Raw genomic sequence first — 12,597 nt, 5'->3', positions numbered from 1 at the left:
GCCTGGCTCCCCGCAGGCAAGGACCGCATTGATCCACAGGCTTTCACATTCCGGTTGCGCAGATGCTTCGAGAGATACCCACACACCTGATCGGCGGCCCCCTGGGGGCCGGCAAGACCAGTCTGATCCGCTCGCTGCTGGCGCAGAAGCCGGCGGGCGAGCGCTGGGCGGTGCTGGTCAACGAGTTCGGCGAGATCGGCCTGGATGCCGCGCTGCTGGCCACGGACGTCGACGGCGTGGCCATCGGCGAGGTGGCGGGCGGGTGCCTCTGCTGCGTCAATGGCGTGCCGTTCCAGGTGGGGCTCGGTCGCTTGTTGCGTCGGGCACGGCCGGACCGGCTGTTCATCGAACCCTCCGGGTTGGGACATCCGCTGGCGCTGTGGAAGCAGCTGCAGGCTCCTCCCTGGTCCGGCGTCCTGGCCCTGCAACCCCTGGTAGTGGTGCTGGATGCCGCCGCGCTGGCCTCCGGCCAACCGTTGCCGGAGGCACAGGAACAGGCGCTGGAAGCGGCCGGCATGTTGCTGCTGAACAAATCCGAAGCGCTCGACGCGACGCAGCGCTGCGCCGTGCGCGCGCGCCTGCCGGTCCTGCCGTTGCGCTGGAGCGTGCGCGGCCACCTGGCATTGAGCGATCTGCCGACCAGCGTTGCCGGGGAAGGTAGCGCGACGACCTGGGCGGCCCTGCCGGACGCGCCTGCTCAGTTGGGAACGGTGCTGCCCGCCGAGCGACCGCTGCGCGCCGTGCGCGAGCAGGACGGCCAGCTGGCCATCGGCTGGCGGCTGGCGCCGTCGGTGCGTTTCGATCGGGTCGCAGTGGACGCCTGGCTGAGCCGTTTGTCCGGACTGCGGCGGGCCAAGGCGGTGCTGCATTGCGCGGACGGTTGGTATGCAGCGAATGCCGCGCCGTTTGTGGATAACTGGGGCAAGTCCTCGTGGCGGCGGGATAATCGGCTGGAACTGATCCTCGCCGCAGGCGCGGATGAAGAGGCGCTCGAAGAGACGTTCCTGGCGTGTCGGATGGTCGCGGAATGATCCGCCAAGGTTGCCCTGAGGACGCGACTGAATGATAATAATTATCAGAAGACTCTACTTCCTTACCTTTCACTTCTCCGCAGGTCGCCCTCATGTCGCCACAGCCTTCACGGTCGCCTGACCGTTTTTCGCTGGCCGCGCTCGCCGAAGACCACCCCACCGCTCCCGCCCAGGGAGACGAAAGCGAGTCCCTGCCATGCGTGAATGCCCAGCGCGGAGAACCCAACCTGCGCGTGGTGGACTGCTCCGGTGCGCGCCGCGACGAGGAAGTGGCGGTCGAGGAAGTGCTGATCCCCTACGCCCATGGCAGCGATCCCGAAGACGTCCCCGGCGAGCCGCCCAAGTCGCGCTGGTGGTTGTCCTCCGGCGCGGCGGTGGCGATGCATGTGGCGATCATCGGTGCGCTGGTGTGGGTGATGCCGACCCCGGCCGAACTCAACCTTGGCCACGGCGAACTGCCGAAGACCATGCAGGTGAATTTCGTCCAGCTCGAGAAGAAGGCCGAGCCGACCCCGCAGCCGCCGGCTGCCGCGCCGGAGCCGACGCCGCCGAAGATCGAGGAACCCAAGCCGGAGCCGCCGAAGCCGAAGCCGGTGGAAAAACCCAAGCCCAAGCCGAAACCCAAGCCCAAACCGGTGGAAAACGCCATTCCCAAGGCCAAGCCGAAGCCGGAACCCAAACCCAAGCCGGAACCCGAGCCGAGCACGGAGGCATCCAGCCAGCCCAGCCCGTCCAGCGCCGCCCCGCCGCCGCCCGCACCTACCGTCGGGCAGAGCACGCCCGGCGCGCAGACTGCGCCCAGCGGCTCGCAAGGCCCGGCCGGCCTGCCCAGCGGCAGCCTCAACGACAGCGACATCAAGCCGTTGGGCATGGCGCAACCGGTCTATCCGCGAATGGCCCAGGCACGGGGAATTCAGGGCCGGGTGAAGGTGCTGTTCACCATTACCACCGATGGCCGCATCGACGATATTCAGATACTCGAGTCGGTGCCGTCAGGCATGTTCGACCGTTCGGTGCGCCAGGCCATGGCTAAGTGGCGTTTCGAGCCGCGTGTCAGCGGTGGCAAGATCGTCGCCCGCCAGGCGACCAAGATGTTCTTCTTCAAGATCGAGAAGCGCCGCTGAGGCGGTTCGCCGACAACGAAAAGAGCCGCGCCTTCGAGCGCGGTTTTTTTATTCCCGGTAGGTCTCGCAGACGGGGCCTCGCTGCCTGGGGACGGCAGGCCCCTTGCGCTGTTCCGCCGTGGCGAGGAGATCGGCGTTTACGCGCCAAGGTTCCAGCCCCGCCGGAATGACGAGCCGCAGGGTGAATAACCGCTTGCGGTTATCCGCCGTGGAACGCAGGGGCACCGGCGGATTACGCCGCCGGCGTTGCGCGCCCTAGGGTTCCGGTCGGGATGCCGTGCCGTAGACCAACAGCCGGCGGGTGTGGGGAAATCGGTTGCCGCGCCAAAAAGCAGGACGGCGACCTGAAGGTCGCCGTCCTGTGGATAAAAAGGCCCGGAGTGTGTCGGGGCCATGAGCACGAGGCTCAATCAATCGGTCGTGATCTTCGAGTGCTTCTGGGTGTCCTTCATGAACACATAGACCAGCAGCGAGCAGGCGATGCAGGCGGTGACGTACCAGTAGAAGCCGCTCTCCAGGCCGACGCTCTTGAACCACAAGGCAACGTATTCGGCGGTGCCGCCGAAGATCGACACGGTCAGGGCATACGGCAGGCCGACGCCCAGGGCGCGGATCTCGGTGGGGAACAGTTCGGCCTTCACTACCGCGTTGATCGAGGTGTAGCCGCTGACGATCACCAGCGCCGCCATGATCAGGAAGAACGCGCCCCACCAGCTGTCGACGCTGTGCAGGGTGCTGAGGATCGGGTAGGTGAAGATGGTGCCGAGTACGCCGAAGGCGATCAGGATCGGCCGCCGGCCGATCTTGTCGGAGAGGGCGCCGACGATGGGCTGCAGCAGCATGAAGAGGAACAGGGTGGCAGCCGAGATCATGGTCGAGTCGGTCTTGCTCATGCCTACCGTGTTCACCAGGTACTTCTGCATGTAGGTGGTGTAGGTGTAGAAGGCCAGGGTGCCGCCCATGGTCAGGCCGACCACGGTCAGCACTTCCTTCGGATGGCGCAGCAGGGTGCGCAGCAGGCTTTCCTTCGGCTCTTCCTTCTTCTTCGAGAAGGACTCGGTCTCTTCCATGCCGCGACGCAGGAACATCGCCACCACTGCGCACAGCGCGCCGATGAAGAAGGGTACGCGCCAGCCCCAGCTTTCCAGTTGTTCTACGGTCAGGGTCTGTTGCAGGACGATCAGCACCGCCAGGGCGATGAGCTGGCCGGAGATCAGGGTCACGTACTGGAAGCTGGAGAAGAACCCGCGCTGTTCCTTGTTCGCCATTTCGCTCAGGTAGGTGGCGGAGGTGCCGTATTCGCCGCCGACCGACAGGCCCTGGAGCAGGCGCGCGACCACCAGCAGGATCGGCGCGGCGACGCCGATGGTTTCATAGCTGGGGGTCAGGGCGATGATCAGCGAGCCAAAGCACATCAGCAGCACCGAGGCCAGCAACGCCGCCTTGCGGCCCTTACGGTCGGCATAGATACCCATCAGCCAGCCACCGATCGGGCGCATCAGGAAGCCCACGGCGAAGATAGCTGCGGTGTTCAGCAGTTGGGCGGTCATGTCGCCCTGGGGGAAGAATGCCTTGGCGAAGTACAGCGAGAAGGCGGCGTAGACGTACCAGTCGTACCACTCGACCAGGTTGCCGACGGAACCGCTGAAGATCGACTTGATGCGTTGCGAAGTGGTGCGGGGCTGGGCAGACGCGGAAATGGCGTTGGCGCTTTCCATCGTGTTTCCTCTTTTCGTTGTTGTCTTGGATGTGCTGATCAGGGCGCAGCACACCGGCACATCGCGAGGGCGACGTATTGGATGGCTCGATAGCAGGTGCCGTGCCAACGCGGGAAAGCCGCGTGGGGACTGGGTTGGAAGAGGAGCGGGGTGGTCTTGGCCGAGCGGGAGTCCGCCGACCGGGAGAGTGGATAAGCGGAAATCCGCCGATCCTTCAGGGCAAAGGGTCCGATAGCGACATCAGGTGCAGGCGAGGGCGAATAACCGCAGCGTGGTTATCCGCCGATTCGACGGCAGGCCGGGATCGCTTGGCTCTCAGTGGCTGCCCTTTTCCTGGTCGAGGGTTTCCATCAGGGCGATCTGCATCCGCGAATGCACGCGGATCAGCCAGCGCCAGAGCACTGCGATCACCAGGCCGGCGACCAGCGCCACCACGATCAGCAACTCGCCCGGCGGCAGGATGCTCGAGCTGAGCGCAGCCAGCAGCACCATCATGCCGGCCAGCGACAGCAGCGGGATGATCTCGGAGATCACCCGACGTACCCGCGCCGTATGGCGTCCGGCTTTCTCCGGCTTGACCCCGAGTTCGGCCAGCAGCATCGACAGAGCCTTGAGCTTGCGGTACGCGGCGATCAGGAAGGCCAGCGAGACCAGCAGCGCGCCGCCCCAGATCAATGCCTTGTGCAGTCCATCGTAGGCGACCCACTGGCTCATCCAGGCGGAAAGCGTATCGGCGAAATAACCGCCGGCGAGGAAGATCGCGATCACCAGCGCCAGGTTCACCCCGACTTGCAGCAGGATGCGCCGGATCATCGCCGCCAGCACCGCACGGTCGCCCTGCGGCTGGATGCTGCGCAGCCAGTCGCCGTAGTGGCCGAAGATCCTCGCCATGCGCTGCGGCATGGCGTTGGCCAGGTGCTGCGAGAGCGGATCGGCGGCGCGGATCAGGTACGGGGTGAGCAGGGTGGTGATGGCCGAGACCGCTACCGCCACCGGGTAGAGGAAGTCGCTGGTGACTTTCAGGGTCATGCCCAGGGCGGCGATGATGAAGGAGAACTCGCCGATCTGCGACAGGCCCATGCCGACCCGCAGCGAGGTGCGTCCATCGTTGCCGGCGATGAACGCGCCCATGCCGCAGGAAAACATCTTGCCGAGCACCACCGCGACGGTGATCAGGGCGATCGGCCAGGCGTACTCGACGAGGATCTTCGGATCGATCAGCAGGCCGATGGCGACGAAGAAGATCGCACTGAACATGTCACGGACCGGCTCGATCAGCCGTTCGATCTGCACCAACTGGCGCGACTCGGCCATGATCGCGCCGATCAGGAAGGCGCCGAGCACCATGCTGTATTCCAGCTTCACCACCAGCAGGCAGAAGCCGAAGCACAGGCCGAGCACGGTGACCAGCAGCATCTCGTTGCTCTCGAACTTCGCCACGTAGGCCAGCAGGCGTGGCACCAGGAGGATGCCGACGACCAGCGCGACGATCATGAACAGGCTGAGCTTGCCGACCGTGGAGAACACCTCGCCGGTTTCCACCGAACCGCTCACGGCGATTCCCGACAGCAGGGCGATGATGCCGATGCCGAGGATGTCCTCGACGATCAGCACGCCGAAGATCAGTTGGGCGAAGCGCTCGTTCTTCATCTTCAGGTCGCCGAGCGCCTTGACGATGATGGTGGTGGAGGAGATCGCCAGGATCGCGCCGAGGAACAGCGAGTCCATGGTGCTCCACTCGAAGAAGCGACCGATCTCGAAGCCGATCCAGATCATCAGGACGATTTCCAGGAACGCCGCGATGAACGCCGTGGCGCCGACCTGGAAGAGCTTGCGCAGGCTGAATTCCAGGCCGAGGCAGAACATCAGGAAGATCACCCCGAGTTCGGCCAGGGTCTTGATCGTGTCTTCGTCGTGGATCAGCCCGAAGGGCGGGGTGTGCGGGCCGATGATGAAGCCGGCGACGATGTAGCCGAGGACCACCGGTTGGCGCAGGCGGTGGAAGAGAATGGTGACCACGCCGGCCACCAGCATGATCACGGCGAGGTCCTGGATGAAATCGACGGCATGCATGGCGGCGGTCCTCGCTCGAGTGGGAATGGGTCGGCAAACGCGCGACCGGGAAGCCTCGCAGAGCCGCAGACTAGCACTGGCAAGTGCTTGATCGGGGTACTGAAAAAAACTGTAACAGACCTTTCTGCAAGGCTTTGCGCTGCGCCTTTCCAGCCGCCGGGCGGGCGTTCGTCCGCCGATCCGGGATAGCGCCTGTCATCCTCGTCAACGACGGTGTACCCTGGCGCCGACCCGCGAGCCAGACGCGGCGGGCGAAAAAACGGCGGCCGCGGAGCAATAGCCCGAAACAAAATCCGGCTGGTCCTGCCGCCCGTACCGCCGCAACATGACGCGCGTCGATTCCCCCAAGAGAGAAAGACTACAATGCAGCGTGTTCTCAGCATCGCCCTCGCCTTCTGCCTGGCGCTGACCGTCAGCCTGGATGCCAATGCCAAGCGCTTCGGCGGCGGCAAGAGCCTCGGCTCGGCACCCAGCCACCAGACCCGCCAGGCGCAGCCGGCCACTGCGCCGAACGCCACTGCTGCCGCCCCCAACGCCGCCCGTCCCGCCGCTGCCGCCAGCGGTGCTTCGCGCTGGCTCGGCCCGCTGGCCGGTATCGCCGCCGGCGGCCTGCTCGCCTCCATGTTCATGGGCGACGGCTTCGAAGGCATCCAGATGCTCGATATCCTGTTGATCGCCCTGGTGGCCTTCATTGCCTTCCGCTTCATCGCCGCTCGCCGACGCCAGCAGAACCAGGGGCAGCCGGCGATGGCCGGGCACGCGCCGATGCAGCGCGAAATGCCGGCCCAGGCGCCGATCTTCGGTGGCGCCACCGCCGCTGCCGCCGTTGCGCCGAGCCCGGTGATCAACGCGCCGAGCTGGTTCAACGAGGAGCGCTTCGTCGGTGCCGCTCGCGAACACTTCATGTCCCTGCAGCAGCATTGGGATGCCAACGAGATGGACAAGATCGCCGAGTTCGTCACCCCGCAGATGTTGCAATGGCTGAAGCAGGAGCGCGCCGAGATCGGCGACGCCTACCAGTCCACCTACATCGACAATCTGGTCGTGCAACTGGACGGCGTCGACGACCAGGCCGACAAGACCATCGCCACCCTGACCTTCAGCGGTGTGTCGAAGACCTCGCGCTTCGACCAGGGCGAAGCCTTCAGCGAAAGCTGGCGGATGGAGCGCGCCCAGGGCGAGAACCAGCCATGGCTGGTGGCCGGTATCCGGCAGAACTGATCCCGAGTGGTTGCGGTCCCTTCGGGGGCCGCCGAAACCCCCGCTCCCGCCAGGGAGCGGGGGTTTTTCATTTCCGTTGGCGGGTTGACCGACCATTCGTCCGGCGCCATGGCCGAAGGCCAGCCACGACACTTGTCTTGCGCTCGGTGCGGCTACTGTATAAAAAGCGCGCCACCCGTTGCGAGAGAGCCTGTCGTGGAAGACGTCATCGAAAAACTGCGTGAACTCAACGAACCGGTTCCGGTGCCCCTGGAACTGCCGGAAGAAGAACTGCTGGTGGAAATCGAGGAAGAGCTGCTGATCGGCATTCCCGCCGAATTCCGCGAATTCCTCCTGCTGGTCAGCGATGTGGTCTACGGCCGCCTGGAGCCGGTGACCGTGACCGATCCGCACTCGCACACCTACCTGCCCGAAGTGGCGGCCACTGCCTGGGACCTGGGCGTTCCGCGCGAGCTGATCCCGCTTTGCGAGGACGACGGCAGCTACTACTGCGTGGCGGAGGACGGCGAGGTGGTGCTCTGGGCCGATGGCGACCTCACCGATGAAAGCTGGGATTCGGTGTGGGTCTGGGCTCGCGACGTCTGGCTGGAGAGCTGAACCTGAACCGCCGCAAAGGCTCTGCAACGTGCCTTTTCGGCTGACTTCCCGACGTCGCGCGAGGCTGCCTGGAGGCCCTGCGCGCCGCCGTCGGCGCTTCGTCTCCGACAAAGCGCCGCTGTGCTAAGGAATTTCCCTCGATTGCCACGGTCACAAGGGCAATTCCGCACTTGTCGCTCCGGATGTAGGCAAGTGCGCTGCCCCGTGTGGAGATTCTATGAAGTTCAAAGCTCTGTTCGCTGCATTGCTGCTGACCAGCCTGGCGGGTTGCGCCAACCAGGCGGTGGTCACTTTGCAAGATGGCAGCGAGGTCCTGGTCAAGGATCAGTCGGATTACGACAAATACAATGACTACTACGAGTTCGAACAGCTGAATGGCGACACCATCCTGATCAAGAAGGACAATGTGCGCACCATTCGCCCGCAGTAGCGGCGCTTATCTCCCGTCAGGCGTGCTCGCCGGAACGGTGTCGCTTTCGTGGCCGGGCCTCCAGCTCCAGGAGGTTCAGCAGGTACTGGCCGAAGTAGGCCAGGTCCTGTTCGATCGCCGCGCGCGCGGCCGGGCCGTCGCCGCGGCGTAGCGCGTCCAGGGCGTCCTCGTGGAAATCGTTCAGGCGTAGGGAGAGGTCGGCCTCGGTGAACAGCCGGTTGAAGAACGGCCCGACCTGTAGCCAGAGCGTCTCGATGAGACGCAGCAGCACCGGGTTGCCGCAGGCGCGGTAGAGCGTCAGGTGGAATTCGCTGTTGGCTTCCAGGTAGGCCTGTACCTCGCGTCGGCGCAAGGCGTCCTCCATTCGCCGCAGACATCCTTCGAGCCCTTCCAGTGCCTGCTCGTCCAGCCGGCCGCTGGCGCTTTCGGCCGCCAGCCCTTCGAGGGACAGGCGCACCTGGAGGATCTGCAGGAAACGTTCGCGGGTCATCAGCGGCACCCTGAGCGAGCGTTGTGCCTCGCCCTCCAGCGCCCCTTCCGCCACCAGCCGTTGCAGGGCGGCGCGAACCGGCATCGGGCTGGTTCCCCACTGGTTCGCCAGGTCGCGGATCTTCAGTCGCTCGCCGGGCTGGAAACGTCCGGCCAGCAAGTCTTCCCGCAGTCGTTGGTAGAGTCGTTCCTGGAGATTCTCGGCCATGGTCAGCTCCGGGTCGCCGGTGGCGCCGGAAGCTGGGAAAGCGTCAGGTTGCAGTTGCGCATGTTCAGCTCCGTTTGTTTTCGATCAGGCAGTTGCCGCCGTCCACCACCAGCAGTTCGCCGTTGACGAAGCTGGCTTCGGGCGAGGCGAGGAAGGCCACCGCGGCGGCCACCTCTTCGGGCCGGCCGGCACGTCCGCTGGGGCTGGCCAGGGCGGCCTGGCGTTCTTCGGCGGTGCTCGAGCCGGTGGCGATCCAGCCCGGCGCGACGCTGTTCACCGTGATGCCGCTCTTCGCCACCTCCAGCGCCAGGCCCATGCTCCAGCCGACCAGACCGGCCTTGGCCGCGCTATACGCGGCTTCGCCCGGGTTGCTGCCGCGGGTTCCGGTGGTGGAGGCGACGTTGACGATCCGCCCGTAGCCGCGCTCGCGCATGCCCGGCAGCAGGCCGCGGGTGAGCAGGAAAGCGCTGGTCAGGTTGCGCGAGAGGGACAGTTGCCAATCCCGCAGCGAGGTCGCTTCCACTGCGCTGAAGGGTTCCGCGCTGTTCAACTGGGCCATGCCGGCATTGTTCACCAGGATGTCGACCCGTCCCCACTGGGCTTCGGCCCAGTCCAGCAGGCCCTGCACCTGGGCTTCGTCGGTCAGGTCGGCGCTCGCGGCGCGCACGTCGTGACCGCATGCGCTCAGTTCCTCCGCTCGTTGCCGAATCCGCTCGCTGCTGGCGGTGATCAGCAGGCGCACGCCTTCGCGGGCCAGTCGCCGGGCAATGGCGAAACCGATACCGAGTTCGCTGCCGGCGCCGCTGATGAGCGCGACCTGGCCTGTCCACTTCGGAAAATCGTTCATTTTTGTGATCACAAAATTGACATGGAAAACAGATTATCAGTGCTTTCAAATACTGTATTGACTTTTTTGTGATCACAAATGAAAGTTGTGCGAAATAAAAAACGAGGTGTTCGAAATGACCGCCAGTGGCATCGCCGAAGCCGCCGTGGAAACCTTCATGGCCCGCGAGCAGCAACGTTTCCTTGCGCAAAATCCACAGTCCGTCGCGCTCGCCGAGCGAGCCCGGCGTGCGTTGTTCGACGGCGTGCCGATGCACTGGATGAGCGATTGGTCGACACCCTGTCCGCTGTTCGTGGAGCGTGCCCACGGCGCGCGTTTCCATGATGTGGATGGCCACGTCTACGTGGACTTCTGCCTGGGCGACACCGGCAGCATGTTCGGTCATTCTCCGGCGCCGATCGCCCGGGCACTCGCCGAGCAGGGCGCGAACGGCCTGACCACCATGCTTCCGGGGGAGGATGCCATCGTCGCCGGCGAGCTGCTGGCGCAGCGCTTCGGCCTGCCGTTCTGGCAGGTAGCGACCACCGCCACCGACGCCAACCGCTTCGTCCTGCGCTGGGCGCGCGCGATCACCGGTCGCAAGGTGGTGCTGGTATTCGACGGCTGCTACCACGGCACGGTCGACGACACCCTGGTTCGCTGCCGCGACGGCCGCACCGTGCATCGCTCCGGCCTGCTCGGCCAGGCCCACGACCTCACCCAGTTCAGCCGCGCGGTGCCGTTCAACGACCTCCAGGCCCTGGAGCGGGCGCTGGCCAGCGAAGACGTGGCCGCCGTGCTCTGCGAGCCGGCGATGACCAACATCGGCATGGTCCTGCCGCAACCCGGCTTCCACCAGAAGCTGCGCGAGCTGACCCGTCGTCACGGCACGCTGCTGATCATCGACGAGACCCACACCATCTCCACCGGACCAGGCGGCTGTACCCGCGCCTGGAAACTCGAGCCGGACTTCATCACCCTCGGCAAGCCGATCGCCGGCGGCGTACCGTGCTCGGTGTATGGTTGCAGCGCGGCGATGGCCAACGCCATGCAACTGGCCAGGGCACGCGCCAGCGAGCAGAGCGAAGGCCACGGCCACAGCGGCATGGGTACCACGCTGTCGGCCAACGCCCTGGCGATGCGCTGTATGCGCGCCAACCTGGAAGAGGTGATGACCGATGCCGCCTACGCCCACATGCTGCCCCTGGCGGCGCGTCTGGCCGAGGGCTTCCGCAGGATTATCCACAAGCACGGCCTGGCCTGGTCGGTGACCGAGCTCGGTGCGCGCAGCGAGTTCCAGTTCTGCCCGCAATCCCCACGCGACGGCGCGGCCGCCGAGGCGGCGTTCCACGACAGCCTGCAGATGGCCTTGCACCTGTATCTGATCAACCGCGGCATCCTCATCACGCCGTTCCACAACATGACCCTGTGTTGCCCGGACACTCGCGAAGAAGACGTCGACCGCCTGCTCTCCAGCCTCGACGAGGCGCTCGGCGAGCTGCTCGCCATACCCGGCGCGCGGGAGGCCTGAGATGCATTTCGCCGATCCGCGGGAAGCCCGCGAGTTCCTCGCCGCACACCCCGAGGTGCGCAGCATCGAGCTGTTCCTGATCGACGCCAACGGCGTGCCGCGCGGCAAGCTGCTGCATCGCGACGAGCTGCTGGCGGTCTACGAAAGCGGGCGGCCGCTGCCGAGCACCATCCTCGGCCTGACCATCAATGGCGATGACGTCGAGGAGACCGGCCTGGTCTGGGACGTCGGCGATGCCGATTGCTGGACCTTCCCGCTGCCCGGCAGCCTGACCCTGCAACCCTGGCGGCGGTCACCGACCGGACAGGTGCAGGTCAGCATGCATCCCGAGTTCGGGCTACCGGCCGCGGCGGGCGATCCCCGGCATGTGCTGCAGCGGGTTATCCACAGCCTGCAGGCGGAGGGTTTCCACCCGGTGATGGCGGTGGAACTGGAGTTCTACCTGCTCGACCGCGAACGCGACAGCGACGGCCGGCCGTTGCCGGCGTTGCAGATGAATGGCCAGCGGCCGCGGGCGACCCAGGTCTATGGCGTCTACGAGCTGGAGCAGTTGCAGCCATTCCTCGATGACTTGTATGCCGCCTGCGAGGCCCAGGGCCTGCCGGCGCGCACGGCGATCTCGGAGTACGCGCCGGGGCAGGTGGAGATTACCCTGCAGCACCGCTTCGACGCGCTCCAGGCGATCGACGAAGGCGTGCGCTACAAGCGCCTGGTCAAGGGTGTGGCGAATCGCCATGGGTTGCAGGCCTGCTTCATGGCCAAGCCGTTCGCCGATCTATCCGGCAACGGCCTGCACCTGCACGTCAGCCTGGCCGACGCCGCTGGCAACAATCTGTTCGCCAGCGAGGACCCGGCCGGGACCCCGCTGTTGCGCCAGGCCATCGGTGGAATGAAGGCGTGCCTGCTGGAGTCTTTGGCGCTGTTCTGTCCGAACGCCAACTCGTTCCGCCGCTTCCAGGCGAACAGCTACGCGCCGCTGGCGCCGACCTGGGGAATCAACAACCGCACCGTGTCGCTGCGGGTTCCCGGCGGCCCGCCGTCCAGCCGGCACATCGAGCACCGCATCTGCGGCGCCGACGCCAATCCCTACCTGGCGGCGGCGGCGTTGCTCGCGGCGGTGCGCCTGGGGATTCGCGAGCGACTCGACCCCGGTGCGCCGATCACCGGCAACGGCTACGCTCAAGCCACCCAGGCGTTGCCGAGCGACTGGCTGACCGCGCTGCGCGCGCTGGAGGGCTCGGCCTGGGCGCGCGAGGCGCTCGGCGAGGATTTCCTGAAGATCTACCTGGCGATCAAGCAGGCCGAATACCGTGCCTTCATGGGCGAGGTCGGCGAGCAGGACTGGCGCT

Annotated in this window: 11 protein-coding genes; 7 read left to right on the top strand and 4 right to left on the bottom strand. The window is 65.9% G+C overall.

What is annotated here, in order from left to right:
- Positions 1-62: 62 nt before the first annotated feature.
- Together HMPREF2914_RS12900 and tonB1 are read left to right on the top strand one after the other, a co-directional pair.
- The gene (locus tag HMPREF2914_RS12900) at positions 63-1,031 is read left to right on the top strand and encodes a CobW family GTP-binding protein (protein ID WP_023092808.1); all 969 of its coding nucleotides are present in this window, start codon (positions 63-65) and stop codon (positions 1,029-1,031) included.
- Between the two features lie 92 nt (positions 1,032-1,123).
- Positions 1,124-2,155 carry an energy transducer TonB1 gene (gene tonB1 / locus HMPREF2914_RS12895; RefSeq protein WP_010793614.1) on the top strand — a complete coding sequence of 344 codons (1,032 nt, stop codon included), beginning with the start codon at positions 1,124-1,126 and terminating at the stop codon, positions 2,153-2,155.
- 410 nt (positions 2,156-2,565) lie between these two features.
- Here the strand turns inward: tonB1 and HMPREF2914_RS12890 are convergent, their stop codons facing one another.
- Positions 2,566-3,873 carry an MFS transporter gene (locus HMPREF2914_RS12890; RefSeq protein WP_003109136.1) on the bottom strand — a complete coding sequence of 436 codons (1,308 nt, stop codon included), beginning with the start codon at positions 3,871-3,873 and terminating at the stop codon, positions 2,566-2,568.
- Positions 3,874-4,188: 315 nt separating this feature from the next.
- A complete protein-coding gene (locus HMPREF2914_RS12885) occupies positions 4,189-5,946 on the bottom strand; it encodes a cation:proton antiporter (RefSeq protein WP_003142154.1) in 1,758 nt (585 codons plus the stop codon).
- Positions 5,947-6,309: 363 nt separating this feature from the next.
- On the opposite strand from HMPREF2914_RS12885, the gene HMPREF2914_RS12880 reads away from it, so the two are divergent.
- From HMPREF2914_RS12880 to HMPREF2914_RS12870, 3 genes are all read left to right on the top strand, one after another.
- Positions 6,310-7,167 carry a Tim44 domain-containing protein gene (locus tag HMPREF2914_RS12880; protein WP_003109134.1) on the top strand — a complete coding sequence of 286 codons (858 nt, stop codon included), beginning with the start codon at positions 6,310-6,312 and terminating at the stop codon, positions 7,165-7,167.
- 195 nt (positions 7,168-7,362) lie between these two features.
- A complete protein-coding gene (locus tag HMPREF2914_RS12875) occupies positions 7,363-7,764 on the top strand; it encodes an SMI1/KNR4 family protein (RefSeq protein WP_003099687.1) in 402 nt (133 codons plus the stop codon).
- A gap of 217 nt (positions 7,765-7,981) precedes the next feature.
- The gene (locus HMPREF2914_RS12870; protein ID WP_003097061.1) at positions 7,982-8,194 is read left to right on the top strand and encodes a YgdI/YgdR family lipoprotein; all 213 of its coding nucleotides are present in this window, start codon (positions 7,982-7,984) and stop codon (positions 8,192-8,194) included.
- Between the two features lie 16 nt (positions 8,195-8,210).
- Here the strand turns inward: HMPREF2914_RS12870 and HMPREF2914_RS12865 are convergent, their stop codons facing one another.
- Together HMPREF2914_RS12865 and HMPREF2914_RS12860 are read right to left on the bottom strand one after the other, a co-directional pair.
- Complete coding sequence (locus tag HMPREF2914_RS12865; RefSeq protein ID WP_003097059.1) at positions 8,211-8,891, bottom strand: GntR family transcriptional regulator; 681 nt, start codon at positions 8,889-8,891, stop codon at positions 8,211-8,213.
- 64 nt (positions 8,892-8,955) lie between these two features.
- On the bottom strand, positions 8,956-9,738 hold the full coding sequence (locus HMPREF2914_RS12860; protein WP_015503895.1) for an SDR family NAD(P)-dependent oxidoreductase: 783 nt from the start codon (positions 9,736-9,738) through the stop codon (positions 8,956-8,958).
- A gap of 115 nt (positions 9,739-9,853) precedes the next feature.
- On the opposite strand from HMPREF2914_RS12860, the gene HMPREF2914_RS12855 reads away from it, so the two are divergent.
- Entirely contained in the window at positions 9,854-11,248 is a 1,395-nt protein-coding gene (locus HMPREF2914_RS12855; RefSeq protein ID WP_023092807.1) for an aspartate aminotransferase family protein, read from the top strand.
- 1 nt (position 11,249) lies between these two features.
- The coding region (locus tag HMPREF2914_RS12850; RefSeq protein ID WP_070702823.1) for a glutamine synthetase family protein at positions 11,250-12,597 on the top strand (1,348 nt) is incomplete at its 3' end.

Source organism: Pseudomonas sp. HMSC067G02, assembly GCF_001813485.1.
Lineage (GTDB): Bacteria > Pseudomonadota > Gammaproteobacteria > Pseudomonadales > Pseudomonadaceae > Pseudomonas > Pseudomonas aeruginosa.
The sequence above is the reverse complement of the archived record's forward strand: the minus strand, read 5'-3'. Positions and strand labels throughout refer to the sequence as shown.

Coding starts and splice junctions, on each gene's coding strand:
- HMPREF2914_RS12865 (WP_003097059.1), bottom strand. CDS start 8,891: ATGGCCGAGAATCTCCAGGAACGACTCTACCAACGACTGCGGGAAGAC.
- HMPREF2914_RS12855 (WP_023092807.1), top strand. CDS start 9,854: ATGACCGCCAGTGGCATCGCCGAAGCCGCCGTGGAAACCTTCATGGCC.
- HMPREF2914_RS12885 (WP_003142154.1), bottom strand. CDS start 5,946: ATGCATGCCGTCGATTTCATCCAGGACCTCGCCGTGATCATGCTGGTG.
- HMPREF2914_RS12880 (WP_003109134.1), top strand. CDS start 6,310: ATGCAGCGTGTTCTCAGCATCGCCCTCGCCTTCTGCCTGGCGCTGACC.
- HMPREF2914_RS12860 (WP_015503895.1), bottom strand. CDS start 9,738: ATGAACGATTTTCCGAAGTGGACAGGCCAGGTCGCGCTCATCAGCGGC.
- HMPREF2914_RS12890 (WP_003109136.1), bottom strand. CDS start 3,873: ATGGAAAGCGCCAACGCCATTTCCGCGTCTGCCCAGCCCCGCACCACT.
- tonB1 (WP_010793614.1), top strand. CDS start 1,124: ATGTCGCCACAGCCTTCACGGTCGCCTGACCGTTTTTCGCTGGCCGCG.
- HMPREF2914_RS12870 (WP_003097061.1), top strand. CDS start 7,982: ATGAAGTTCAAAGCTCTGTTCGCTGCATTGCTGCTGACCAGCCTGGCG.
- HMPREF2914_RS12900 (WP_023092808.1), top strand. CDS start 63: ATGCTTCGAGAGATACCCACACACCTGATCGGCGGCCCCCTGGGGGCC.